Source organism: Amycolatopsis sp. NPDC043885 (assembly GCF_056435685.1).
Window position 1 is genome coordinate 833209 of the sequence record NZ_JBWKEA010000001.1, and the last position, 26741, is coordinate 859949.

The 26741-nt window shown below is 65.3% G+C and carries 13 protein-coding genes, 1 tRNA gene and 1 pseudogene; 5 read left to right on the forward strand and 10 right to left on the reverse strand.

The annotated features are described in order from the left end of the window. Window positions 1–15 precede the first annotated feature (15 nt). The 4 genes from AC069I_RS04240 to AC069I_RS04255 are packed head-to-tail and all read right to left on the reverse strand — an operon-like array spanning window position 16 to window position 3840. Window positions 16–807: an ABC transporter permease gene (locus AC069I_RS04240; protein WP_478223629.1), complete on the reverse strand. Its 792-nt coding sequence runs from the start codon at window positions 805–807 to the stop codon at window positions 16–18. Further along, entirely contained in the window at window positions 804–1775 is a 972-nt protein-coding gene (locus AC069I_RS04245; RefSeq protein WP_478264821.1) for an ATP-binding cassette domain-containing protein, read from the reverse strand. Before AC069I_RS04245 ends, AC069I_RS04240 begins: the two co-directional genes overlap by 4 nt. A 34-nt stretch (window positions 1776–1809) precedes the next feature. Continuing rightward, complete coding sequence (locus AC069I_RS04250) at window positions 1810–2601, reverse strand: DUF4097 family beta strand repeat-containing protein (protein ID WP_478223631.1); 792 nt, start codon at window positions 2599–2601, stop codon at window positions 1810–1812. 36 nt (window positions 2602–2637) lie between these two features. Beyond that, window positions 2638–3840 (reverse strand): cytochrome P450, encoded by a 1203-nt coding sequence (locus tag AC069I_RS04255; protein WP_478264822.1) that lies wholly within the window; start codon window positions 3838–3840, stop codon window positions 2638–2640. A gap of 201 nt (window positions 3841–4041) precedes the next feature. On the opposite strand from AC069I_RS04255, the gene AC069I_RS04260 reads away from it, so the two are divergent. Next, window positions 4042–4845 carry a GbsR/MarR family transcriptional regulator gene (locus AC069I_RS04260; protein ID WP_478223633.1) on the forward strand — a complete coding sequence of 268 codons (804 nt, stop codon included), beginning with the start codon at window positions 4042–4044 and terminating at the stop codon, window positions 4843–4845. A 101-nt stretch (window positions 4846–4946) separates the two neighbouring features. Here the strand turns inward: AC069I_RS04260 and AC069I_RS04265 are convergent, their stop codons facing one another. Then, on the reverse strand, window positions 4947–5714 hold the full coding sequence (locus AC069I_RS04265; protein ID WP_478264823.1) for an ABC transporter permease: 768 nt from the start codon (window positions 5712–5714) through the stop codon (window positions 4947–4949). Beyond that, window positions 5711–6448, reverse strand: a complete 738-nt coding sequence (locus AC069I_RS04270) for an ABC transporter ATP-binding protein (protein ID WP_478264824.1) — start codon at window positions 6446–6448, stop codon at window positions 5711–5713. The genes AC069I_RS04265 and AC069I_RS04270 overlap by 4 nt, the downstream gene beginning before the upstream one ends. 110 nt (window positions 6449–6558) lie before the next feature. On the opposite strand from AC069I_RS04270, the gene AC069I_RS04275 reads away from it, so the two are divergent. Together AC069I_RS04275 and AC069I_RS04280 are read left to right on the forward strand one after the other, a co-directional pair. Continuing rightward, window positions 6559–7662 (forward strand): sensor histidine kinase, encoded by a 1104-nt coding sequence (locus AC069I_RS04275; protein WP_478264825.1) that lies wholly within the window; start codon window positions 6559–6561, stop codon window positions 7660–7662. Continuing rightward, a complete protein-coding gene (locus AC069I_RS04280) occupies window positions 7659–8303 on the forward strand; it encodes a response regulator (RefSeq protein WP_478223637.1) in 645 nt (214 codons plus the stop codon). The genes AC069I_RS04275 and AC069I_RS04280 overlap by 4 nt, the downstream gene beginning before the upstream one ends. A 2949-nt stretch (window positions 8304–11252) precedes the next feature. Here AC069I_RS04280 and AC069I_RS04285 read toward each other — a convergent pair. The 3 genes from AC069I_RS04285 to AC069I_RS04295 form a co-directional block, all read right to left on the reverse strand. Then, complete coding sequence (locus AC069I_RS04285) at window positions 11253–17474, reverse strand: polymorphic toxin-type HINT domain-containing protein (RefSeq protein ID WP_478264826.1); 6222 nt, start codon at window positions 17472–17474, stop codon at window positions 11253–11255. A gap of 87 nt (window positions 17475–17561) precedes the next feature. Then, window positions 17562–24245, reverse strand: a complete 6684-nt coding sequence (locus AC069I_RS04290) for a LamG domain-containing protein (RefSeq protein WP_478264827.1) — start codon at window positions 24243–24245, stop codon at window positions 17562–17564. Between the two features lie 672 nt (window positions 24246–24917). Further along, on the reverse strand, window positions 24918–25739 hold the full coding sequence (locus AC069I_RS04295) for a winged helix DNA-binding domain-containing protein (RefSeq protein WP_478265152.1): 822 nt from the start codon (window positions 25737–25739) through the stop codon (window positions 24918–24920). On the opposite strand from AC069I_RS04295, the pseudogene AC069I_RS04300 reads away from it, so the two are divergent. Together AC069I_RS04300 and AC069I_RS04305 are read left to right on the forward strand one after the other, a co-directional pair. Further along, window positions 25632–25964, forward strand: a pseudogene (locus tag AC069I_RS04300) (WYL domain-containing protein); the annotation flags it as partial. The gene AC069I_RS04295 and the pseudogene AC069I_RS04300 sit on opposite strands and share 108 nt — an antisense overlap. Window positions 25965–26108: 144 nt before the next feature. Next, a complete protein-coding gene (locus AC069I_RS04305; RefSeq protein WP_478264828.1) occupies window positions 26109–26378 on the forward strand; it encodes an ImmA/IrrE family metallo-endopeptidase in 270 nt (89 codons plus the stop codon). 194 nt (window positions 26379–26572) lie between these two features. Here AC069I_RS04305 and AC069I_RS04310 read toward each other — a convergent pair. Then, window positions 26573–26645, reverse strand: a tRNA-Lys gene (locus tag AC069I_RS04310). Between the last annotated feature and the right edge of the window lie 96 nt (window positions 26646–26741).

Genomic DNA, 26741 nt, shown 5'->3' on the forward strand with positions numbered 1-26741 from the left:
GGCCCGCTTCGCCGGTCACCGGGTGGGTTCGCGGTTGTAGAGTTTTTTGGCCCAGACGTATCCGCCGAGGGCGATGACGGCGCTCCAGCCGGCGGCCAGTGCCGCGCTGTTGCCGATAGGGGTGCCCATGAGCAGTCCCCGTAGCGTCTCGATCAGCGGCGTGAAGGGCTGGTAGTCGGCGAACCATTTCAACCCGGCGGGCATGGAATCGGTGGGGACGAATCCGCTGCCCAGCATGGGGAGGATCATCAGCGGCAACGGAAGGTTGCTCGCCGCCGCGACACTCTTGGTGACCATGCCGAGAGCGACGGAGAACCAGGTGAGCGCGAAGGTGATCATCGTCAGGACACCGAAGACGGCGACCCAGTCGAGAGGAGTCGCGGTGGGCCGGAACCCCACCAGCAACGCGACCCCGATCACGATCACCATACTGAGCAGGGCCTGGATCAGGCTGCCGACGACATGACCGGTGAGTACCGAGACGCGGGCGATCGCCATGGTGCGGAAGCGGGCGACGATACCTTCGGTCATGTCGGTGGCGACCGAGATCGCCGTACCTTGTGCGGCGCCGGCGACGGTCATCAGGATGATGCCGGGCGCGACGTAGTTGATGTAGTCGGCCCGGCCGCCGAGCGGGCCGCCGAGCCCGTTGCCGAGGGTGCCGCCGAAGACGTAGACGAACAGCAACAGGAAGATCACCGGCATACCGGCGGTGACGAGCGTCAGCGACGGGTAGCGCCGCATATGGCGCAGCTGGCGCCGCAACATGGTGGAGGAATCGCTGATGGCGTGGGAAACCGTGCTCATCGGGCCATCTCCTTCTGCGCGTTCTCGGTAGTGGTGTTGCCGGTGAGGGCGAAGAAGACGTCGTCGAGATCCGGAGTGTGCACGGACAGCCCGTCGACGACGAGGCGGGCGGAGTCGAGCCAGTCGAGCAGGGTGCGCAGTGTCCGGACTTCACCGTCGTTAGGCACCTGAACACTGAATGCGTCGGCGTTGCGGGACAACACATCCAGCGACCGGGACGCGATGTCGAAGCTGCGCGCGTCGGCGAAGGTCAGGCTGATATGCCCGCCACGGACCCGGCGCTTGAGTTCGGCCGCGGTCCCCTTGGCGACCAGCTTCCCCTGGTAGAGAACGGCGATCTGGTCGGCGAGCTGATCGGCCTCTTCCAGGTATTGGGTGGTGAGGAAGATGGTGACCCTGTCCTCGGCGACGAGCCTGCGGATGATCTCCCACATGGTGCGGCGGCTGCGGGGGTCCAGGCCGGTGGTCGGTTCGTCGAGGAAGATGAACCGCGGCCGCCCGACCAAGGTCATCGCCAGGTCGAGCCGTCGCCGCATCCCGCCGGAGTAGGTCGCCGCGGGCTTCCCGCCGGCCTCGACCAGATCGAATTGTTCGAGCAGCTCGACGACGCGCCGACGACGTTCGCGCCGTGGCAGGCGGTGCAGATCCGCCATCAGCTGCAGGTTTTCCGCACCGGTGAGCAGGCCGTCGACCGCGGAGAACTGGCCGGTGACGCCGATCGACGCGCGGACCGCGTCCGGCTCCTGGACCACGTCGTGGCCGTTCACCCGCATCTCGCCGCCGTCTGCGGTGATCAGCGTGGACAGGATCTGCACCATGGTGGTCTTGCCGGAGCCGTTGGGGCCGAGGAGTGAGAAGATCGTTCCCTCGTCGACTGTGAGGTCGATGCCATCGAGGACGACGTGATCGCCGTACGCCTTACGCAGCCCGGAAACCGCGAGCGCGGGTTGGTTTCGGTTGGTATTCATGTGTTTTCGTTTCTGCTAGCAGGGACCAGAGGATTCAGGTGCGGCGGATCACGATGTCGCCGGAACCGCTGACGGCACGCACCTCGACCGATTTACCGGCCGATGCGCCATCGGGCGTCGCGCCGAGAAGGTCCTTCACCGCGCCGTACTGGGAGCTGGCATTCAGCCGGGCGATGGTGCCTTCGCGGACACCGAGTTCGAGCTGTCCGGTCGAGGTTTCGACGAATACGCTGCCCTGCACCACTTCGCCGATCCGGATGCCGCCGTACCCGGTCTTGGCCTCGACGTCGGCGAGGGCGCGTTCGACAGCGATGTCGCCGTTTTCCGCGGTGGCCAGCAGTCCTCCGGTGACCTCGTTGATTTCGATGTCGCCATTGAGGGTCTTCACGGAGGCCGAGCCATCGATCACCCCGACCCGGATCCCGCCGGCACCGGTGGTCAGCTCGAGGTTTCCGGTCCGGTCGAGGTCGACCTCACCGAAGGAGGTGCGGATCCTGGTGTCACCGAGGCGCCCCTCGCCGCGCAGATTGCCCGCGCCGCTCCCGGTATTCAGCCGGGAACCCTCCGGCAGGTCCACGGTCACCTCGACCGAACCGTTCGTCTTGAGCAGTGAATCAAGGAACTTCCCGGCGGTCCGCACCACCAGGCGCCCGTCGCCGTAGTCGACCTGGGTCTGCTCGACGGCCTTGATGTCGTCCGCGGAACCAGGATCGAGAGGGCTTACCAGGACGTGGGTGTCGGAGCGTTCGCTCGCGGTGATCCGGACACCACCGGCTGCGAGATCGATCGTGGCGTGGATCGGTCCGGGCGTTTCGAACGTGGTCATGTCAATCCTTCTCGCTGTTGGTAAGGGAAACCGGAGCTACCAGGTGACCGGGAGCCGGTGCACGCCGTAAATGTCCATCCCGGCGCGGGTCGGCACCTCCTCGGGCGCCACCGCGAGCCGCAGTTCCGGGAACCGGTCGAAGAGCGCGGGGAACGCGACCTGCATCTCCACTCGCGCCAGCTGCTGGCCGAGGCACTGGTGGATGCCGTGCCCGAACGCCAGATGCCCAGTGGCCGTGCGGCGCAGGTCGAGGGTGTCGGGGTCGGCGAACCGCGTCTGGTCACGGTTGGCCGAGCCGAACGCGAGGGCGACCGTCTCGCCGGCCTTGACGATCTGGCCGTCCAGCTCGATGTCCTCCAGCGCGGTCCGCTGGTTGGAGGGGACGATGGCCAGATAACGCAGCAGCTCTTCGACCGCGCCGTCGACCATTGCCGGCTCCGCGCGCAGGGCGGCGAGCTGCTCGGGGTGCTGCAGCAACGCGAAGGTGCCCAACGCGAGCATGTTGGCCGTGGTGTCGAAACCGGCGCCGAGCAGCAGTGCGCAGACGTTGGTGAGTTCCTCGTCGGTGAGGTCCTCCGAGGCGAGATCGCTGAGGACGTCGTCGGTCGGCTCGGCACGCTTCGCCTGGATCAGGCCGTACAGGTAGCCACCGAGCTCGCCCATCGCGGCGGCCTGTTCGTCAAGGGAGACGTCGGAGCTGCTCATCACCGCGAGATATCCCCGGAAAGACTCGCGTTCGGCATAGGGAACGCCGAGCAGTTCGCAGATCACCAGCGCGGGGATGGGCTGCGCGAAAGCCTCGACCAGATCAACCGACGGGCCGTTCGCTTCCATCGCGTCCAGGTGCGCGGTGGTGATCTGCTCGACGCGTTCGGTGAGCAGGCGCATCCGCCGGACGGTGAACTTCCCGGTCAGCAGCTTCCGGTAGCGGGTGTGCTCGGGCGCGTCCATCCCGATGAAGTCGCCGGGCTGGGCGGGCGGGAACCCGCCGGCGGCGGCCATCACCCCGGGGTTCGGCCAGTGCATGAGTTCGGACCTGGAGCTGAAACGGGGGTCGGCGAGCACCTTCCGGACCAGCTGGTAGCTGGTGGCCAGCCAGCCGACGTGCCCGTCGGGGAAGACCATCCGGGTCAGCGGCCGCCGCTCGCGCAGCTGGGCCATCTCGGCGGGCGGGTCGAAGGGACACCCCGGCGCGCGGGTGGCGGGCAGTTCAGTCAAGGCGGAGTGGGACTCGGTCATCTTGGGCTCCTTCGCGGACAGAGACGATCAGCAGCCGGTGCCGATCATTCAGAACATGGCGAAGGTTACGTTGCATTCAGTAAATCGTCAAACAGCTATTTCTGAATTATTAGCCTTTTGCAGGTCAGAAGCTTCTTGTGTTGCAACAGACTTGGAGCCTAATGCAACATCGGATCCGAGCATTGTTGCAATGGACTGCGGATGAACGCATACTGGCGGCCACCCCCGCGCTCCGCTCCGCCGGACGGGCCGACCGAACACCAGGAGGCGAACTCGATGCCAGGCAGCAGGCTGAGTCATCAGGACCGCGAACGCATCGCGACCTGGCTGCGCGAAGGACTCAACTACGCCGAGATCGCCAGGCGTCTCAGCCGGCCACGGTCGACCGTCACCAGGGAAGTGATCCGCAACGGTGGCCCCGACGGCTATCGCCCCGATCAAGCGCACCAGGCCACCGAACAGCGTGCGCGCCGAAGCAGGTCGGTCCGGACCCCGGCGGTACCGGTCACCACCGCCCAACCACACGGACGTGACCCCGAAGCGGTGCACGACTTCGAGGAGGAATTGACCACCGTCCTGGTCAGGACCGGATTTCCCCGGATGATGGCCAGGGTGCTCGCCTGCCTCTACACCACGGACAGCGGCAGCATGACCGCGGCCGAACTGGTTCAGCGGCTCGGCGTCAGCCCGGCGTCGGTCTCCACTGCCATCCGCTACCTCGAAGAACAAGAGCACATCAGCCGCGAACGCGACCCCCACCAACGACGCGATCGCTACGTCATCGACGACGACGTCTGGTACCGGTCCATGCTGGCGAGCGCCCAAACCAACGCCATTCTGGCCGAAACCGTAAGGAGAGGCGCCAAAACCCTCGGCGGCACCACACCCGCCGGCACCCGGCTGACCGACACCGGTCAGTTCCTCGAGCGCGTCCATGACGAACTTGTCCGGGCAGCGGAACACTGGCGAGAGGACCATTCGGCGGTGCGGGAGCAGAACCTCTAGGTCCCCGAGTCAGCTGGTCGAGCGCCTACGCCGTTTCGGCTGACCGGGCGTCACTTCGAGGTCAACGGTGAGCGCTTGGCCTCGTCACCCGGTGCACCGGCTCAGCTCCAACGGAAGAACGCGGCCGAGACGACTACCCCGAGTACCGTCGCCGCGGCGAGGCTCACCAGGTGGGCCGGCTCGACCGGGTTACCGCCCCATACGGCGGACAGTGCTTCGAAGGTGGCGCCGAACGGGAGCCGTTCTCCTATGTCGGCCAGTGCGTCCGGGAGCGTGTCGCGGCCACCGAACATTCCGCCGAGTGCGCCGAGAGCGAAGAAGGAGATGAGGCCGATCGCCACGGCGGAGTTCGGGGTCGGAGCGATCGCGGCGACGATCATGCCGACCCCGTACAGGGCGGCCATCGCGAGCAGCAGGACGACGATCGTCATACCGGGGCGTGCGGGCGGGCCGGCGTCGAACACGACCGCGGCGACAGCGAACGCGACGCCGATGCCGATGGCCACCTGGAGAACGCTCACCACTACCTGGGCGACGAGCACCATAGCCGGTGACGCCGGCGTTACCGAGAGCCGTCGCAGGATTCCAGAACGCCGGTAGTAGGCCAGGAAACTGGGCATATTGACGATGCCGATGGTGGCCAGGACCATGGTGACCACCAGAGGCAGGACGTAAACGTCGAGCGCGGTGCGGCCGTCCGCCACGACCTGCTCATCGGCCGATGCCGCGTTCATGACGAGGATCAGCAGCGGCAGTCCGATGGGGATGACCAGCCCCGCGGTGTCGCGGGCGACCATCTTGGCCTCGCACCGGATGAGCGCCAGCCATGAGCTGGGACCAGGACGGCGCGCGTCGATCGTGGTGTTCACGGGGTCTCCTCCAGTTGTTTTCCGGTAAGGGCGACAAACGCGTCGTCGAGGGTTTCGGCCCCGGCACGCGTCACGAGCCCGGCGGGCGTCTCGAGCGCCACAACGCGACCACCGTCAAGCAGCGCGACATGATCGCAGAGCCGTTCCACCTCCTCCATCGCGTGGCTCACCAGTAGAACCGCGACACCGTCATCGCGCAGCTGCTCCACGGCGGTCCACATCTGGCGACGCGCGCGCGGGTCCAGCCCGGTGGTGAGTTCGTCGAGGATCACCACCCGAGGTCGTCCGACCAGGGCCAGCGCGATGGACAACCGTTGCTGCTGACCGCCGGAGAGCTTCTCGAACCGGGTCGAGCGGTGCGCGGTCAGCCCGAGTAGGTCCAGGAGTTCCCCGGCGGGCCTCGGATCCGGGTAGAAGCTGCGGTACAGGCCGATGAGTTCCGCGGCCGTCAGCGCGTGGTGGAGGTAGGACTGCTGGAGCTGCACGCCCAGCACCTGGCGGACCTTTGCGCGATCGCGCCGAGGATCGAGGCCGAGCACGCTGACGCGGCCGCTGTCGGGTGCGCGCAGCCCCGCGATCATTTCCACCAGGGTGGTCTTGCCGGCGCCATTCACGCCGAGAATCCCGAGGACTTCGCCCGGCTCGACGTGCAGGCTCACGTCGTCGATCGCGACCGTGTCGCCGTAGCGCTTCCTGAGGTGTTCGGCGGTGACCGCCGCGGCTGTGTCGACCATATGCCGACGGTAGGCGGGCCGGGCAGGCATTCGCGGGTGCCGGCGGTCAGGAAAACGAACCATGACTTTTGGCACCCGATGTCGGTCGGACCAGACCGTAGAGTGGGTTCATGCGTCGACTCGGTCCGGACGAGTGGTCGGGTCTGGTGATGTTCGTCGTGTCGATGGTCGTCGTCGGCCCGGTACTGGTCGGGGTGAACGAGTCGGCCGTTCCGCGCTTCTGGTGGGTCGTGCTGTTCGCGGTGTTCGTCGCCACCATTCTCATCTCCGTGGGCGCGGTTCCTCCTCTGCGGGTCCGGCGGACCGCCTACGCGACCGCGGTCGTGGCCGGGTGGGGGCTGGTGGCGTCCGCGACGCACTTGGGTCTGCTGCCGGTCCTGCTCGTGGTCGTCGCCGCGGTGAGCGTCTACGTCGTGCCGGCGTGGGCGGGCTTCGCGGTGGTGGGCCTCAACACCGCGGTCATCGCCTCGGTCACAGCGTTGAAGGTGGACGACACCGCCGGCGTGGTGCTCGGTGCCGGCTTCTACGCGCTGATCCAGGTGGCGACCCTGCTCAGCTCACTGGCGTTCCTCCGGGAGCAGCGAATGCGCCGGGAGCTGGCCGAGGCGCACATCGAACTGCGAGCGGTGAGCGTGCTGCTGGCGGAATCGACGCGCACCGCCGAGCGGCTCCGGATCTCCCGCGACCTGCACGACCTTCTCGGCCACCAGCTCACCGTGCTCGCGCTGGAACTCGAAGTGGCCCGCCACCAAGACGGGCAACGGGCCAGGGAACACGTAGAGCGAGCCAACCAGGTAGCCCGCGACCTGCTCGGCAACGTCCGCGCCACCGTCAGCAAGCTGCGCATCGAATTCCCGGACCTCACCACGGCCCTGCGCCGGATCGTGTGCGATCTGCCCGACCTCAAAGTGGCGATCGAGGTCGCGTCCGAGGTGCGGACCAGCGAGGAGCAGACCGCGGCGCTCGTGCGGGCCACACAGGAGATCGTCACCAACACGATCCGGCACGCCGACGCGCGCGAGATGTGGATCGACATCTCGGCAGACGGCGACGCGGTGTGCCTCACCGCCGCGGACGACGGCAACGGCGCGGCCGATCCGGTACTCGGCAACGGATTGCGCGGGCTCGTCGAACGGTTCGAGGCGCTCGGCGGCGAGGTGCGTGTCGACGGCCGGAAAGGGTTCCGGGTCACCGCCCGGATGCCCACGTCGTGACCCGCGTCGTGGTGGTCGACGACCAGACACTGGTACGACAGGGCATCTGCGGACTGCTTGGCCTCGCCGACGTCGATGTCGTCGGCGAGGCCGACGACGGGCAAGCCGCGCTGGAACTCATCGCGGCCCTCGCCCCGGACGTGGTGCTGCTCGACCTGCGAATGCCCCGGTACGACGGGATCTGGACACTTGAGCGCCTTCGCGAACGCGGTCTCGACACGCCGGTCCTCGTGCTCACCACCTTCGACGACGACACGCTCGTGCTGGACGCGCTTCGGGCGGGCGCCCGCGGCTACCTGCTCAAGGACGTCACCCTGGAACAACTGACCCGCGCGGTCCGCACCTTGGCCGAGGGCGGCACGCTCATCGCGCCGTCGATCACCAGCCGCCTGCTGCGCGCGATCCGGTCCGGTCCCCCACCAGCCGGAGCCGACGCACCGCCCGTGCGGGAACTCACCGGGCGCGAGCTGGAGGTGGTGCGGTTGATGGCCGCGGGGTACAACAACCGCGAGATCGCTGGAGCCCTGTTCCTGGCCGAGGGCACGATCAAGAACCATGTGTCGACGATCCTGCTCAAGCTCGGAGCGCGCGACCGCACCAACGCCGTGCTCCGCGCATTGCACGATGGAATCCTGCGCTGACCGATACCCACCCCTCACCGACCATTCACACCGCCCGAAGGTTGTCGTCGAACAGCAGCCATTCGTTGTGGCCACCTCAGGACGTCGCGGGCACAAATAGCGGTCGTACTCCGGCGAACGTCCCGCCAAGCATGGAGCGGATTGGCAGGACCGAGGCGGTCGAAGTTGCCCGGCAGATGCCGCGCCAGCTGCTCGTCAATGAACCCGACCCGGCCGCGAACCCGGCGAAAGCCACCGCTGGTGCAGTCGGAGCGCCACCATATCGCCGAACACGTCCGGTCGAAGCGAGTGGTGTACGAGCGTGACAGGCTCCGCCAGGGCGACGGCGAGGTTCTTGGGAACAGCTCCGACGGCCATCGCGCGACGCCGACCAGGAAGCAATGCGCTGGACCGGTTCACACGTGTGGCGGATTCGTCGCTCCACGGGATCCTGCGGCAGGCTGAGAGTTGGCGTCGAGGGGACTCAGCCATGGGCAACCATTCTTGCCTTGCATTGTTCGGCGACGTTTTCTCTTCGCGCGGCACGCTCCCAATTGATGCTGGAGAGTTTCACTGAGGCGAAGACATTTTTCAAAGCTGAGGATCGAGACATGTTATTTGCGCGTCCGCCTTGTCGGTTGCGCTGCCGATTCCCGGTGTGACGCTCGCTCATGCGGCTCCACATGCGCAGGGCAGGAGACACCGTCGCCAGTTTCGAGGGAATCGGAATCCTCGTTGGCGGCCAACTGTACCGTTTGAACGGTCACAACCCAGCTCGTCAAGCTGGCAGCCGACCAGCCAGCTCCATCGCGCCGCCGCGACCGATCCTGGGTTGGGCAGCGGCAGCACGACCTCGGCGCCTGCCCGGTGCAGGGCGTCCGCGGTCTCGGCGTCGAACAGCCCTCATCTGGACAACCGCGGAAGCGTGACGGTTGCGCACAGCGCCGCAGCGAGCTCTGCGACGACGCGGCTGGTGCCGGGGTCGAGACGGGTATCCGGGAACGGCAACAGGACACGTCCCACAGGAACTGCTTGCGGACCACGTCTGCCGGCTCTACCACTGTTCGCCGCCGATTGGTGAAACCCAGAGCGGCGTCGGTGGAAGCCCCGTGATGTCCGAGGACGGTGTACCTCCGGCAGTCGGCGCGACCATCGACGGTGACCCAACTCGCTGACAAGCCTCTTCCGGCTGCACGACCTGCGCCAAGGCACGGCCAACCTGTCCCCTCGCCGCGGGCAGCGACCTTAAACCCGTGCAGCACCTGCTCGGGCACAGCATCGTGCTCACCCGCCGACAGCTACGTCAGCGTACTGCCGAGCCTGGCCCGCGACTCCGCCAGAAGCCACGGCTCGGCTCATCCTCGACACCGTCAGCGCCACGGGCACGCGCCTGCGGGGTGCCGCGCCGCCGCGTCCCTGCGCCGCCCGGTGGCCGCCGGCAGACGGACCCGCCACACGAACACCGCTGCCTGAGACCCTGGAGACCTGTAAAGCCCGATCAAGAAAGGGCACAAACCCGCGACGGTGAAGCACGCCCTCGGATACGCCGTTGCTCGAGTGCTGCAGAGATCTTCCTGTACGGAGCGCTGGGAGAGCCCACCGCGAGCCCACCCAAGATCACGCCGACGACCACATGATCCACAAACAAGAACATCCCCGCTGGTCAGCGGGAATGTCGAGTGAGTGGGCCGCCTGGGGCTCGAACCCAGAACCTACGGATTAAAAGTCCCCTCCGCCACCGTGCCAGGCAGTGCCGCGAAGTGTCGGATTCTGATCATCCGTGCAGGTCAACACGGACATCGCCGCCGAACCGGGTACCAGGCCGTATCGGGCCGTGCCGGGCTCTACGTCGGCAACGGAGCCCAATCGGAGACGGCGCGATCCCCCAACGCTCCACTCGCCAACCACGGACGGCCAGCGCTGCCGTTCACGGCATGCCCTTGTCCGTGTCCCGCCCTGTGCTGCCTCGGATACGTTGGTCCCAACGAGGCAAATGCGTCTCGCGGCCTCGCCTGCGGGCAATCGAGTGCCATGCCGTGCTCGCTTCCAATCAGAGACCGGATGCTCAATACACTTCGGACACTACAGCCTGCCACCGAGAAGCCGCGCCAGCGAGGCATATCCGGGGATATTGGCAGCCATCGGACTACCGGCAAGCGATAAGTGAGCGATTCGGACCTCGCCATGGCTCCGCTTCACGGTCACGATCAGTTGTCGAGTTGGTAGTACATCTCGATCTACCAGAAGCCCGCCTCATGCCTTCACAACACGCTCACGGCTCGCCCCTCGTTATCTGCCAACAGACTCCTAGGGGATCTTCCTCTCATCGACCCGAAAACATTGGGGCCCTCCATCAAGGAACAACCGATGAAGCCTGATGAGACCAGTGGCGCCAGTACCGCACGACTACGGTCGCATGCGCCTGTTCCTAGTGAAGTCCTGTCCGCGGCGGGCGACTCTATACGCCGAAGACTTGAGCTGCACGACCTGCTCTCGAAGGTCCTGCCTTAGGAGCGGTTTACTTCGAATTCCTCAAGCACACCCCCAATCTCATCAAGCTCGTATCCGGTGCGCAGAAACAACTCTCGACCCCCCAACAACGAGACTACATATTGCATCGACTGCAGCCAGCTGGAAATCAGATGACCAGCCAGCTTCCCAACCGCTTCCCGACTATCCAAAACGTCGGATGGCAGAGGACGCAGAGTAGGTACAGAGACTGAGCCGACCTCGCGCTCATCGTCGGAAATAATCCGAACCCTTACGTCCTGTCCGACAATATTCTTGAGCGAATTTACGAATTCGACCAGAATTGATACTACTCCGGGGGGCGCGACCCCGCTTGCGGTAATCCTCTCCTCATACTCACGCAATTGATAGGTCACTTGCCGGATGACCTTAAATTGACTTCCGCTAAGAAGGACGTCGAATTGGGAGCCTCCGACTCCACCTGCCCTTTTATCACTAGGATCACTCAAGGACATTCTTGAACCAATCATATCCACCTCGAGGTGTATACACAGTTCCGCCCACTCCATCCTCAATCACAACAGCACCCTTACTTGAATCCCAGTACCCGACTCGCCCGTTCCTGAGGTATCTGGTCTCGATATTTGGAACCTGCCCGTTGATTATTCCGTCAACATAGTGCCCTAGCGCTCGCTCGTCGACGCCACGCACGAAATGAGTCCCGTCACCGGCAAGCGCCCTCTCATTGGCATGATCGGCAATGTTCTTCGCGATCGGATCCAGAGAACAGTTGTGGACGAGGACCGACGTGATCTCACCCACCAGGACGTGGTAGGTGTGCAGGGTGTTGACGGTGAGGTTGTAGACCCGTTGACGCTGGGCCTGCCACCGGTCGACCTTGACCACGGTGACGGCCACTCCGGTGTCCGTGCGAAGGGTATCACCGGCTTTGAGGTCGGTCGCGTCGGTCCAGGACGCGCGGCCTGGTGACCAGAACGGGTGTTGATCGGTCGCGATGACCACACCGACCTTGTCCCCGCTGGCACCGTCGGTGTCGACGGTCAGTTCGACCAGGTTCTTCTGACCTTCACCGACGATGGTCGCGATTACCGGACGCGGCTCGGTGCGGCCGGTTTCAGGGTCTGTGGCGACGACCTCGTCACCGACCTCGACCTCCTCGATCGGCTTCGTCACCCCGCCGACAAGCAACACCCGAGTACCCGTGACAAAACTATTCGACGTGGCACATTTAGCCGCGGCCGGGCCCGCGTCGCCGGCCAACTTCGTTCCCTGCTTAGCAGCAGCCTTGGCTCCTGCAGCCACCCAGCCGGCGATGGGAATAGCGGAACCGGCAGAAAACGCGGCGTTAGCTAGATCGTCTTCACCGAGATATATTGTCGCGTTGATGATATCAGCAGCCTCGCCGGGCCCGGGGAGATAGCCGATGATGTCAAGGCTGTTATGTGCGGCGTCGGAAAGGCTTTCCGACCTGAACAACTGCCAGACCGCGCCTGCGCCGGTCCAGGGCACCGCTACAGCGTCCGCCCATTCCAGAAGAGTCTGAGGGCGGCGCTTCTGCTTCTTCGCCCCGTTCATCTGCGCCTGGTAAAACTGCCGGCGTTTCTCGTTCGCACCGGGCTGGCCGCGCTTGACGTTCATGTTCGTGAGCTGCTGGGGGCTGTAGTGACCGTGGATACCGCTTCCGGCCACCGGGTCGATCCCGCAGTCGCCCCGCCACCCGACGCAATAGCCCGGCGAGTCCTCAGGCGCGAGGCCAGTGGGATCACTCAGCGCGATCGGGTTGTTGTTGGCATAGCTGTAGCCATTGATCTGCTGCGGGCTGGACGGGTCGAGAAGCGGATCCAGCGACACGAACCGGCCCAGATCCGGGTCGTAGTCACGAGCACCGAGATGCGTGAGCCCGGTCGAGGCATCGATCGTGCCACCGACGAAACCACGCTCACCCGGCATGCCCGCGTCCGGGCCACGCTGGCTACCGAAGGGGGTTTGGCGTCGCTGCTTGACGGTGAGGTCGTTCGCGTTGATCGCAACCTGTGTGGTGCCCTGGTGATCACCCGCCAGCCAGGTCAGGGCGGTGTTGGTCCGCATCGCGACGGTCGCTCCGCCGTGGGTGTAGTACCTCGTCGTGGTCGCGTTCCCGCTCGTCTTGTCGAGGCGAACCTCCTGTTGACCGAGGTAGAGCGTCGTGCCCGTCGGATCACGCCGGATCAGCCGATCGCCGTCGGCGTCGTAGAGGAATGACGTGTCCGTAGCGCCCTCGGTCACCTTTTCGAGCTTGTTCTCGACGTTCCATTCGAGGTTCTGCTGCCCGGAGACGCCGGGGCGGGTTTTGGTGTTGCCGAGTTGGTCGTAGGTGTACTGAGTCGTCTTGGCGCCCGCAGGCCCTTCTGTTGTGACGGAGTTGAGCACATGCGGTTTGGCGGTGCCGGGAGCGGCGTAGCTGTACTTGCGGGTGATGTCGCCACCGGCCAGGTGCTGGGTGTCACCGGTCCGGTTGCCGGACTTGTCATAGGTGAAGGACTGCCAGTACGGGGCCGGGCCACCGAGGGCGTTGACCGCCGGGGGAGCGCCGCAGTCGGCGTTGGCGGGGGTCCATGCCTCGGTGAGGCGTTTCAGATAGTCGTAGCCGAAGCACTGCTTGTCGACCGGCTGCCCGAGCGGGGCGTTACCGATCGAGGTGATATTGCCCGCCGGGTTGTAGGTGTAGCGGGTGTCGGTCTGCATCGGCTGCGGGACCTCGGCGTCGACGATGGTGCGATCGAGCCGCCGGGTGTTGGTGTCGTAGTAGTACGACAGCCAGGAACGTTTTCCGTCGGTGCTGGTGCTGCTCTCGCCGCCGAGCTGCAATCGTTGTGGTTCGCCGTAGCGGGTGTACTCGGTCCCCGACACGTAGTCCTGGTAGTCGGGGCCGTCCCAGCTGCCCTCGGTCGTGAGGGGGTTCCCGAGATCGTCGTAGACGTGGAGCATGCTCTCGGCAGGTAAGTCACCGGCCTTGGGAACGCCGGCGCCGCCGACGCTTCCGTCCGGGTTGTACTGCAGGAACGATTGGTAGGTGCCGGCGAGTTTCGGCCCTTCGACCGGCGGGATGATGATCGATTGGACGGTCGGTTGATACAGCGGTCCGTAGACGTTGACCTTCTTGACGTAGGGGTTTCCGTCGACCCAGCGAGTTGACGACGCGACCTTCCCGATGCCTTTGGGCGCGGTGTCGTAGACCCATTCGTTGAGTTTGGTTCCCGACAGGTTGTCTTTGAAGACGCCGGTCTTGCGGCCGAGTTGATCGTAGCGGTAGGCGAGGGTGGTGTTGCGGGCGTCGGTGCTGCTGGTCTGCTGGTTCAGCTTGTTGTAGGTGTAGGTGGTGGCGCCGCGGTCGGGATCGTCGGTGCGGATCAGCGAGCCGTGGATGTCGTAGGTGTAGGACCAGCGGTTGCCACTCGAGTCGGTGATGGCGGCGAGCTTGTCGGAAGGGGTGTAGTCGTATTTGGTTTCGTCGTAGTCGTCGCCTGTCGGCTGGGTGCCGTGGTACTGCCGAAGACTGCGAGTGCGGCCACGGGCGTCGGTGATCGTGGTGGTCGCGAGACCACCTTCCGGCGGCGTGATGCTGATCGAGTCTCCACCGTAGGCCGAGCTCGTTCGCCACTTCTCCTGTCCACCGGCCCGGTAGATCGATGCGGTGGCCCGGCCGGCCCCGTCGAACTCGGTAACGGTCAGTCCGGGGACCTTGGTGTCGCTGGCCTCCCAGAGCGAGGTATCGACGGGTTGGTCGTTGTAGAAGGGTTGGGTTGTCTTGTAGGCCCGGCCCTGTGAGTCGTATCGCGTGTCCACCAGCAGCCTGCCGCCGCCAGGCGCGGGTGCCTGGGCTTGCCGGGTCCGGTAGAGACCGTCGAGGATCGCGGTCGAAGTGGTGTAGTTCCCGTTAGGGCCGATCCGGGTCGTGGTGATCGAGCTGGGGGCGTCCTTCCGGACGTCGTAGGCGAAGCGGGCGTTGCCTTGAGCGTTCTCTGCTCGGGGCCGGTTCGGTTGCCAGACTTCCGCCTTGCGCCCGAGCGCGTCATAACTGATCTCCGTGACGCGGTTGTTGGGATCGGTGACCGTCCGGGGCAATCCCCACGCGGGCTCGAACGCGGTGGTCGTCTTGTGCCCCAAGGCGTTGGAGGTGACGAGCTGTGTGACGGGACCACCGACGGCCGGCGTATAGGTGGAGGTAACGGTGTTGCCCTCGGCATCGGTGACCTCGAGCGGACGACCGTAGACATCGAGTTTGGTCCTGGAACTGGTCCGGTAAACCGGAGTGGAGCCGTTGTAGCTGTCGACTTCTTCAGCCAGCGTGACATCGCCGACCGTGGGCGGAGCACCATTCGCGAGGGTGTCGTAGGACAATCGGACGTCGGAGATGGTGTCTCGCGGATATACCGGCAGCAGACCGCAGGCCGCAGAGAGAGTCTCGACCCTCGAGGGGAAGCTCAAAAGCCATCGTGTGGTGTTCTGCGCGTATGTCGTGGTCGTGCAGTGTTCGTCCCCGGAGACGGCGATGTCACCGAAGTCGTTGACCTTGATGGGCAAGCCGTTGGGATCGTATTCCGTCGTGGATTTCGCGACGCGCCAGCCACCCGAGGCCAGTGCCGCGAACCCTCGCTTGACACCGGTGTTGACCAGGTATGCCTTTAAGGAGCCTTGGGTGGCTGTCGGGCCTTGCCAGGTCGGTTCGGTGATCGTCTTGCCGACGATGGCGCCGCCTTCGCCGTTCTTGACGATGCTCTCGAGAGTGAAGCCCTGGAGCCAGTCCTCGTCGACGTAGGTGCCGCCCTCACTGTCCTGCACACTCGCCGTACGCGAGCCGTTGTTGGGCAGCTTGTCCCCATGCATGCCGCGGAAATAGCGGGTTTCGGTGTACCCCATCGGCCCGCTGGGGTCATCGGGTTTGCCGGTGCGGACGACGACCTTGCCGAACCCGCGGAATTCGTTCCAGGTCTTGTCTTTCTCGGTCTCGAAATCAGCTGTGGAGTAGTGCCACGCCGCACCTTCGGGATAGGAGTAGCTGGTGACCTGTTCACTGCTCGTACTCATCCAGTCGGACTCCACGACCGACTCGACAACGTACTTGTTGAAGTAGTCGGTGCGCTCGGCGAAGTCGCGCTGCGTCCAGGTGGCCGGGAAACAACGTTTGGTGTTGGTTTCCGGTTTGTCCGGCAGCGATGCGGCAGTACAGTCGGCAGCGGCGTAGTTGATCGTCGTGACACCGCCGGCTTCGGAGACGATCGCGGAGAGCCGATACCGATTCAGGGGGCCTGCCCCGTCGCCCTTGTCCACCCGGTTCGCGAGCTTCTTGCCCTCGAAGGTGACCTTGGGCAGCGCGATCGGTGTTCCGACATGACCAGTATGGATGACACTTTTGAGCCAGAGGGCGGCTTTCCGGCCGTCACCAGGGTCGGGAAACTGGTGTTCCAGAGTCCAGCTGTCGACATCCGCGTAGCCGGTTCCTGACCGGACCTGGGTAGTGATCTTGGCGAGGCGTTTCGTCGACCAGAACGTGGGACTGTAACGGTCCTTACAGGACGGACCTTCGCAGCGATCCGCCAAGGCGACGTCCGGGAAGTTCTCCGGCTTGTCAAGCGTGCACAGGCTGCCGGGAACGCAGCGATCCTCGGTCGTGAAAGTCACCTTGCCTACCGCGGGCGCAGCGTCACCGTCACGAAGTCCGTACTGGATCTCCTTGAGCGTTCCGCCACGGACGTAGGACACAGGAGTGTCTTTAAGGTTCTGCCCGTAGTTGTTGGTCTCGACGTCGTAGGTGTAGCGGATCAGGTTGCCGTGGCGGTCCACGACCTTGTCGAGATTCCAGCGGTAGGCCTGCACGCAGGCGGAGTTTTCGAACTTGTTGTCTGCCGCGTGACACGGCTCACCGACGTCGTCACCGTATACCGGCACCGTCCAAGTCGACTTCGACGCCGGCGCGGACCCGAAGAAATACTGGGTACCGTCGACCGTGGTGATCTTCCAGTACTCGCCGTCACGAGCACCGTTCGCGGCGCCGGTGAGATGCTCGATTCGCGAGCCGTTGTCGCTCTTCTGACGCCATGCCTTCTTCGTGGCGTCGTAAACCAGCCTGCCACCGGACCCATTGTAGGACGCGATCGCGTTATCGCTCTTCCAGCAGAGGTCACCGACCTTCGGCGGCGTCGTTCCGTTCTCTTTGTCGTCCTGACAAGCACCGTAAGCCCGTTCGACGAAGCCCGGGTGGAGGTCCCACCCGTCCCCGACCCAGGATGCCTGGTTGTTCGTGGCACTCGTGCGCCCGTCAACCGCCGACGAGGTGTAGGACAAGGCGAGGTTGGGCGTCAGGTTCCCTGCGGCGGGAGGCACACGCAGTGGATACGACCAGGAGAAATCTCCCGTTTGCGTGGATACGTCCCAGGTTGCCGTGGGCGAAAGCGACGTCGCTTTACTGGTTCCTCCGCCATCGGGCGTGGTGGAGCCAGTGGGCTGGTTCCCCGTGAGCGCGGCCAAGCTTGCTTCGTCGAGGTTGCGCCCCTGCATGGTCTGCTTCGTCACCGGAGTCGAGTCGACTATCGGTGAGTCGACGCTCCAGCCGTTGGCTGCGTTCGCGACTTGCGAGGTGCTGACGCCGGTCACGACCAGCGAGCAGATCAGCGCAACGGTGAGGGTTCTCGATGTACGGCGTGTGGACGACTTGTGTCGCATCAGTTCTCCAGGCTGGACGCGGTGAGGCCTTCCCCAGCGCGGGGCTACCTCGTGTGCGGTGGACGATTCGCGGTTTGGGCTGGAGATCTAGCCGCCACCGACTGTCGATGGCCGTGCTGCGCCGGGCGTCGGTTCCGCACTGCTCGTAGCTGCGAAGACGGGTTCGACTCGGGGGATGTCGGCGAGGACGTAGCCGAGGAATCGGTCCTTGGGCAGGCCTTCGCAGTTGTCGTCGTCGCTGGTCATCGACTCGGTCCCGCTGCTGCCACATCGGTAGAGAGGTTTCGCGGTGGCGTCGTCGGGTTTCTGTGTCCAGAGATGACCGATCGATTCGATGACGGTTTTGCCCTCACAGGCGCTGTCGAGGGAGACGAAGTGGTCCGTGTCGTTCACACACGCGGTGAAGGGCTGCGTACCTTGCTGCGGGATCAGAGGAACGTAGCCGTGGCGGAACTCCTTGTGATAGCCGGGCCGCGCTCCGTGCGTCGTACTGAGATGGTCATAGGCATTCTCGTTGTAATACCGCACGAGTGGCGCGTAGGCGAGCGTGTACCCCAGCACTCCCAGTTGGGTCGCGCCTTCGCAATTCTCGTCGCTACTGTCGAAATGTTCCTCAGCCAAAGCACAGCGATAGACCGCCATGGTGGGAATGTTGCTTGGCTGGACGGTGTATACCGATCCGGTTTCACCGAGCTTGACGTGGCCATCACAGGAACTGTCCATTGACGTGAAGAATTCTTCACCGTTTCGACAAGAATAGAGAACGCGGGTGTTGGGATGTGTCGCCGGGACCAGCATGCCGAGGCTCTTCTCGAAGTGATTTCCGGCAGGCGGCGCCTCGCCGGTGTTCGCACTCCTCTGCTCGCCTGTTCCGTCGCGGAAGCGTCCGAACTGGCCGGCATCCGTCGCTGGAAAGGCTCCATGCGCCTGGATCGCCGCGTCCGAGACGATCCCGTAGCGGGCATAGACCTCGTCGACCAATCCCGGGAAGAACTCCTTATGTTGCCCGTTGTACTTGGCACGACCGATCGCGAACGAACCGTCCGCTTGCCAGAGGACCACGTTCTGTTTCTTGCCGGCGAACTGCCCATTGACGTAGATGCGGAGTTCGCGCGCGGCCTGGTCGTAGACGCCTGTCAGGTGCGTCCACTGGTTCACGACCGCGGGGTCGAAGGAGCTGGCGTAAACCAGCGGTGACGAATCGGCGTCTTGCGCGGTCGAGCCGAATGTCCACCGGTTCACTTCAGGGCGGTACTGGATCGTGAAACCGCTCATTCTCGAACCGTCTTGGGACAGCACGGTCGCGACCTGGTCGGTTCGGGTCAGTTTGGCCCACGCCGACACGGTGAAACTGTCTTCTGCCGCCAGGCCACGCTCAGGTGCGGTCGCCTGGCCGCCCACCCCGTCCAGCTGTAGTGCTGTGCCACTGATCCCTGGTGCGAACGACGTTCCGCTGGACGGGACGACGGCATTGTCCCGCCAGCTGTAGTCCTGTCCAGTACTGTCGTCGAACCGCCATGCGCCCCCGTCTCCCCGCGGGGTGTCGTCGTGGACCTTCCGCACCTCCGCGTCGGTGAGCGCCTTCGAAAAGGACCGGACGTCGTCGATCCTCTCGGGGAAGAAGGCTCCGTCCTGGCCGTTCCAGCGACCTCGGCCGATCGTGAAGGCCCCGCTGGACGGAATGGTCGTGACCCCGACCTGGATGCCGGACTGGACACCGTCGACATACAACTTCAGCTGCCGGAACTGGGCGTCGTACACCACGGCCAGATGAGTCCAGTTGTGGGGGATCGAAGGTTGGGTCTCCCAGACCTCGACCGCCGGTGGATCGTCCTTGTCCTCGCCGGGGACCACGACACGCCACCTCTTCGTGCTGCCGTCGTACTGGACGAGGAAGGCGCTGACCCGGTTTCCGTTCTGCCCGAACACCGAGTAGTAGCCGCTGTCGGTCTTCGTCAACTGGACCCAGGCCGCGGCTGAGAAGCTCTTCGTCGTATCCAGCACCGGACCGGCGGTCTGCGCGTAGCCGGTGGTCCCGTCCAACCGCAACCCCGGGCTGTTCAGCCCGCCGCCCCACCCGGCACCGTCCTTCAACGCCGCGGTCATTCCACGCCCGCTCGCGTCCGAAGCTGTCAGTCCGGCGTTCTCGTCGAACCGCCACTGCCCCGCGTCCGCGACCGGCAACGTCGCGGTACCGCCATCGGCGGCGGGGTAGGACTTGTACAGGCTGACCATCCTGTCGCGGTCGAGCGCTGTGGTGTAGAGGCGGACATCGTCGACCTTCCCGGTCCAGTGCTGGCCCGGCTTGTCCGCGACCAGGCCTCGCCCGATCTGGGTCGTACCGGGTGCTTGCCAGCGTGTGATGAGCGTGCCGTCACCGACCCTGTTCCCGTTGACGTACAGCCAGGTCTTCTTGGTTTGCCGGTCATAGGTACCGGCCAGGTGAACCCAGGAATTGATCTCCGCGGGGAACGTCGGCACCGCGGCTTTGGTGACCGGAGCCGCGTCCGTGTCGGATTCCGCCATCTCGAACACCCATTTCCCGCAGGCGTTGGGATTCTCGAATTCGCCACCGAAGCAGGTCGCGTTCATCTCATCCGCGACGTGCCCGAGCCGGAACTTGCTGGTCCGCTCACCGTCGATGCTGACCGCGGTGAGTTTGGAGACGATGTCGGATTTGCGGTCCATGTACACCCACGCCGACACACTGAAGCTCTCGTCCGTGCGCAGATCGGCGCCGGTGGTGCCGATGGCTCCGGTCTTTCCGTCGAACTGCACGGCGTTCCCCACCCGGCCTGGCGCGAACTGCGCCCCCGGCTCGAGTGTTCCGGTGCGGGCGCCGGTGGAGTCGGCGACCTTGGTACCGCTGGATTCGTCGAGCTGCCAGTTGTGCACCAGGGTGAGGTCCTGGCCGGACATCGTCCGGATCTCGTCGGTGAACAAGGTACGGCTGTAGACCTTGACGTCATCGACCGCACCACCGAACGCGTCCAACCAAGTGCCGTTCCACTTACCGCGGCCGATGTCGAACTCTGTGGTCGCGTTCCACTTCGCGGTGAACGTCGCGGTCCCCGACAGGGTGCCGTTCACATACAGCTGCATCTCACCGGTGTTGCTGTCGTAGCTCGCGACGAGATGTGTCCAGACACCGGTCTGCACTGGCTGCGCGGAACGCGCCCGGACAACCTGGGCGGGGGCGGTGCTGTCGGGGCCGTGCATCGCGAACGCCCACCGGTCATCGGCAGTGCCGGTATAGCCGAGGTTGAACGCGGACACGTTCTGCCCGCTCTGGCTGACCACAGCGCCCCAGCCCGGGGTCTTGTTGGTCATCTTGACCCAGGCGGCGACGGAGAAGCTCATGCTGCTGTCGATCGGGGCGGGTGCGCTGACGTGGTCGTCGACGCCGTCCAGGTTCACCGCGAGATCTGTCGCATCGGGGTAACTGGTTTGCCCGGCGACCCACTGAGCACCGTTCTTCGCGCTGCCGTGTTTCGCCATGCCCGAGGTGTCCTGCGCGTCGCCGTCGAGCTTCCAGGTGGCGGCCGTGACGTTGTTCTGAGCGACGATGCCCTGGATCTCCGAGAGGTCGAGCGTGCGGCTGTAGGCGCGCACCTCATCGATGCCGCCGGACCAATAACCGAGCGGAGTCCCGTATTTCCCTCGACCGAAAGCGAAGGGACCGGCGGCGTGCCACGGTGCGGCTGGAGCAGGCACGCTCACGACCTGCTTCCCGTTGACGATGAGGGTGAGAGTCTTGGCGGTCGCGTTGTACACGCCGGCCAGGTGGGTCCACGGCAAGGTCTGCACCGTGCCCGCATCGGACCTGGCCTCCACTGCCGTGCCACCGGTGGTGTCACCGGGATTCATTCCGAAGACCCAGGAACCGTTGTTCTGCTTGAGGTAGAACCCGCTTACCGCTGTGCCGTCCTGGGAGACGGCGGTCATGTCCCCGAGCTTGTCCGGCTTCACCCACGCGGTAACCGCGAAACTCTGATCCGTCCGCACCACCGGCCCCGAGGTGGCCGCATAGCCCTTGACACCGTCGAACGTGGCCGCGCCGTTGACCGCGCCCGAAGGAGCGAACCTCGCACCGGGCTGCAGCACCGCCATTTCGCCACCCGCGGCGGCATTCCGCGCGGTCGTCCCGTCCGCGTCGTCCAGATTCCAGTAGCCCGCGGTGACGTTGTCGCGTGTGACCGCGGACTTGACCTCGGCATCGGTCAACACCCGGTCATAGGTACGGACCTCGTCGACCACGCCGGCCAGGTACTCAGCCCCGGCACTGTTGACGATCGCGCGCCCGACCGCGAACTCATGCGTCGCCGGCCACGGATCCTTCCACGCCGCACTGCCCTGGAGATCACCGTTGACATACAGCCTGATCTGCTGCGCCCCGGAGTCGTAGACACCGGCCAGATGAGTCCAGGTGTTCGTCTGCGCCGCACTGATCGACGTCACCGTCGTCGGCGCCGTAGCCGGGTCGTTTCCGGGCCTGAACTCCAACGCCCAGCGATCGGTCGCGGTACCAGTGTGCCCGAGCTTCACCATCGCCGTCGTCGACGCGTTCTGACTCAGCAGCGTCGACCAGCCGGGCTTCTTCTCCGCGAGGTTGACCCAGCCCGAGAAGGAGAAACTGGGATAGGTGCCCGCCGAAATGGGCGCCGTCACGTAGTCGTCGACACCGTCCAGCTTGACACCGGATCCGGTACTGCCCGGCACATACGCGGGCCCACCGTGCAGCGTGGCGTCGCGGAACCCGAGCGTCGCGGTGTCCTTCGTATTGCCTTCCAACGACCACTGTGCCAACGGGCCGTTACCCGCCCGCACGTAGAAGTGGTGCGCCTGTGTCGGACTGCGATGCCCCGCACGGTCGACACTCTGCACGAACAGATCCCTCGGCCCGTCCCCCGGCGGGGTCAGCTTCACAGAGGCCTTACCGCCAAGGGCGACCGCATCGATCGGTGTCGTGGGCGGATCCGTCCAGCCATAGAGATAGTGATCGACATCCGCGACACCGCTCGCTCCGAACTCGAACACATCCGGCACGCCGACACCACCGTGCCATAGGTTGTCCGCTTTGTAGAGCGGCGCTGTCACAGTCGGCTTGATACCAATACCCGTCCGGTCGACAATGAACGGTCCTGGCCCGTTCCGCCAAGGCCCACCGTCCGCCGTGTCGTGCCCCCACACCGTCCACGTGACACGTTGTCCATCACGCTTCGTCAGATCGACATCTGTGCTGTGGTACGCGCCCGATGCCTGGTAGATCGCCGGAGCACGCTGGTCCGGAGCACCACCGTAAATGTCCCAGACCGGACGGAGCTGGTCATTGGCGTCCGGGTCGGACAACCTGCTCAACAGCCGGATGGACGGATCCCCGACATACGGCACCCCGCCACACCAGCGACACGGCGCGGGCAGCGGCGGATCGGTCTTCATGTCATACGGCGCGTTCGGCTTCGTGTTGTAGCGGATCTCCAGGATCGTGCTCGGCACGTCATACCTGCGCCAAGCGTCAGAGTCCGATTCCGACTCCGCCTGCAGGTAATAGGTGGTAGGACCACTCGGGCTGTAGTAGCCGCCAACACCGAACGAGATCGCCTTGTAGCCCTGACAAGCAGTGCCATCGTTCGCCGGCACCAGGGTCGTACCGATATCCTGCCCACCAGGCTGATTCGCCCAGTTCAGACCCCACGAGATATTGCTGCGCGCGATGAAGAGCTTCTGGTATTTGAAGCCGCAGCTCGGTCGATGCACCATGACCGTGTTGAAACGCACCGAACTCACCTCTTTCCCGGCTAGGAAAGACGTGTCGAACTGGAAATACGTGCGCGCAAGATCAATCGTGTTACATTCCGCGAAGGTACACTTTCCGACCTTCGCCCAAGCGTCGCCATCGCCCGTGCCGTTGACATACGACCGGTCGGGGTGTCCTCGGAAGACCTTCGCCCACATGCTCTGCCCCGGCGACCGCATGTCCGGATCGACCACCACCGGGTACCGCGTAGCCGGATCCGCCAGCATCGCGGCATTCGGCGTCAACGTCATCGCGGAGCGATCGACCTTGACCCCGACCGGCGTGCTCGTGCTTTCCCGCCCCCGCGCGTCCCACATCGTCGCCGCCGGCGCCACGAAGACCTTCTGGCCGTCGCCATCGACGGCCTGAACGCGGCCGCCTTCATCCGAACTGAGCTGCACGCCTTCCGTCTCGACCCCAAGCTTGATCGACGCCAACGCCGGATTGCGTCCCGCCTCCGGCGTCTTGACCACGAAGCGCTGGTTGTATCCCTCCGCTTCGGCCTGCATCTCCAGGTCGACGCCAGGCAGCACCTCCCGATACCTCGCCGTGCTGCCCTCGAGCTCAGGCTTCGGCAACCTGTCAGGCCACCACAACGCGAGACGCTTGCCCTCGCGCGAGAACCGAACCAGCGGCCCCTCGCCACCGGCGGAGAACGCCATGTCGGCCACGGCCGCTTTCGGCCTGATCGTGCCGTCCGGCACGGATGCCAGCGCCGTGTCAACGGGCACCCAACCGTCACCCTTCCGGACCCGCACAGGCTGCGGCGACAACTGCGCCGTCAACGTCCCGTCCGGGTTCGCCAGCACCTTCTTCGCCTCAGCGGTCTGGTTCGCCACCCCGACCGGCGCGCCCTGCAACCGGGCCGCCGCGAACGCGCTGGCAGCATCCGGCGCCTCCGCGACGGGAACGACCGGGGTCGGCAGCGAACTCTTCGGCGAACTCGCCGTCACCACAACGACGCCGGCGAGCATCAGGAACACCATGGGTAACGTGCGCAGCCTGAAGCCACGCGTCACTGACGGACGCACCATCGAAAAGGACCCCCTCGGCCCGGTCAGCACGCGTCCCCCGACGCCACGCGACCCACAAAGTCATCCTGACTCTTCACGATCACTATCGAGTGAAGGAAGACTCCATCAGAGTGAACGATCATGACATGGATCAGACCAATTTGTGGCATCACTACAAGCAGTTCTCGGTTTCATCACCTCTCATCCCGACAGATTGTTGGCATTTTTCCGACACAAAGTTTTAATCGTTTTCCATCCGCCAACGCACCGTTTGCCAGTAATCGCAGGCGCAGGCGAGTTCCTGTTCTCTCACGTGCCCGCCTGGAGCGCACGACGCCCCTCGACTCCGAACGCGCAGCGATCGGACACTTGCTGGAGCGCCCTCGTGCAATACCTCGACACGAACGACGCCGGTCCGGGCTTCTTTGCCCTCGCGCAGCGCACAGACTTCACGGTTCCACACAGCGGATTTCGCGCGCCAGCGCGTCATCCGCTGGGAGTCGGACGTGGCGCATCGGCCCAGCGGCGCACGGTGGCCGGAGCCGCTGCGGCCCGCCGAGGTCAGCCGTCGACGCGCAGAATGTTCGCCAGCATCGCCGCGCGGCGCTCCACACGGCTTCGGTCATCTGTGGGCTATCCGCTGAACCGGACGTCGTGAACGGCGCCGGGAGCGGCGAACTCCAGTAACCGCAGCGCTTCGGCTTCGATGGCCTCTCGGTGGGCGGCGGAGATCGAGCGCAGCGGCACGACGGTGAGCACACCCGTGCGGTCCTTCGTCCAGGTCGCGGCCACTGTGCCGTTGACGAGGACGGTGGCCGCGACCGCCGCGCCCTGGCAGACCTGACGCCGGATCGGCTCGGTCATCACGCGCGTGCGGTCGGCGTGGGCGAGCAGGGTCGCGTCGAACTCCGCGAGGAGCCGGACGGGCGCGGGCAGGTCCAGCGAAGGGATCTCGTGGTCCGGCAGGTCGAACAACTCGCGTCCCGCTTCGTCGGTGTATGTCCGCAGTTCCGGCCGCAGCTGCTCGAAGACCTCACGCAGTCCGCTCACCCCGGACCAGGTCCGGGCGTCGGCGACGGTGGCCGGCCCGAACGCGGCGAGGTAGCGCCGGATCAGCTCGCGCACGTCGTCGGCGGTGGCGGCTTCGGGTACACCGGGAAAGACGGTGAACGGGGTCGCGCCGCGTTTGCCCCACGTTCCGCTCGGAGCGGGGTGCACCAGTGCGAGCAGGTACTGCACGGTCCAGCCGAGCGCCTGCGCGTCGGCACCCGGCCGGGTTCGCGCGAGCGCCCGCCCCAGCTCGGGCCGGGTGAGGACGCCGCTGCCGTCGAGCAGCTTGACCGCGTCGGCGCCCGGTTCACCCCCCGCGAGCCGCCGTTCGACGACGTCGCGGCCTATCTGGCGCAGCGGCTTTCCGCGCGCACCTGGCCCTGCCAGGCGACGGTCGAACTGCACGAATCCGCCGACGCGGTGGCCGACCGGGTGTGGCCGGGGATGGGCGCCGTCGAGGCCATCGACGAGCACCGCTGTCTCCTGCACCTCGGCGCTCCGACGACATCCGACCTGGTGTGGATGATCACGTCAGTGCAGACCGATTTCACCTTGGCCAGCGGACCACCGGAACTCGAAGGCGCGCTCCGGCAACAGGCGGAACGGTGCCTGCGCGCGATCGAGGTTTGACCATGCGTCAGGTCAAGGCTGTTCCACCGAGGACGCGGCACAAGGCGGCGTCGACGAGCGGTTCGGCTTTGACGGTGTAGACCTCCCAGGGTTCTTGGCCTGGGCCGTGGGACCCAGACCTTGTCCTGCACGGCATAGCAGCAGATGGTGTTGTCCTCGGTCAGCGGGCCCATTCCCCATGTCGTGCGGCATCTGGAAGCCCACGGCATCGTCGTACTCCGCCTACCGCCTGACTTCGACCCACGGGTCGACGCATTCTCCACCGAAATGGGCCACCGCCCTCTCGTACTGCTCTCCCCCGCCAAGGACGACCGCGCCCGCAGCCGATTCGACGCCGCACACGAACTCGGCCACCTCGTCATGCACCAAGACGTCGAGCCCGGCTCCAAGATCATCGAAACGCAGTGTTTGTAGAGCCCGAACATGCCGGACCGCTCACACGCAGGGCAGAGCATCAACGTGCCGTGGCTCAGCGCAGCTACCTGGGCACGAGCTTCAGCACAGCAGTGCGAACGGAGACGAAACGGAGCCCAATCGTGGTCGGCACGGAGGCAGGCGTGGCCAATAAATGACAACATCCCCGCTGGTCAGCGAGGATGTCGAAAGAGTGGGCCGCCTGGGGCTCGAACCCAGAACCTACGGATTAAAAGTCCGCAGCTCTACCAATTGAGCTAACGGCCCGTGCGGCCGAGTCTAGTAGACCGCCGTCGGCCACCAGGATGCCGGGGCGGTCGCCGGAGCGCCACGGAATTGTCGGGGGTCTCTGCCATGGTCGAG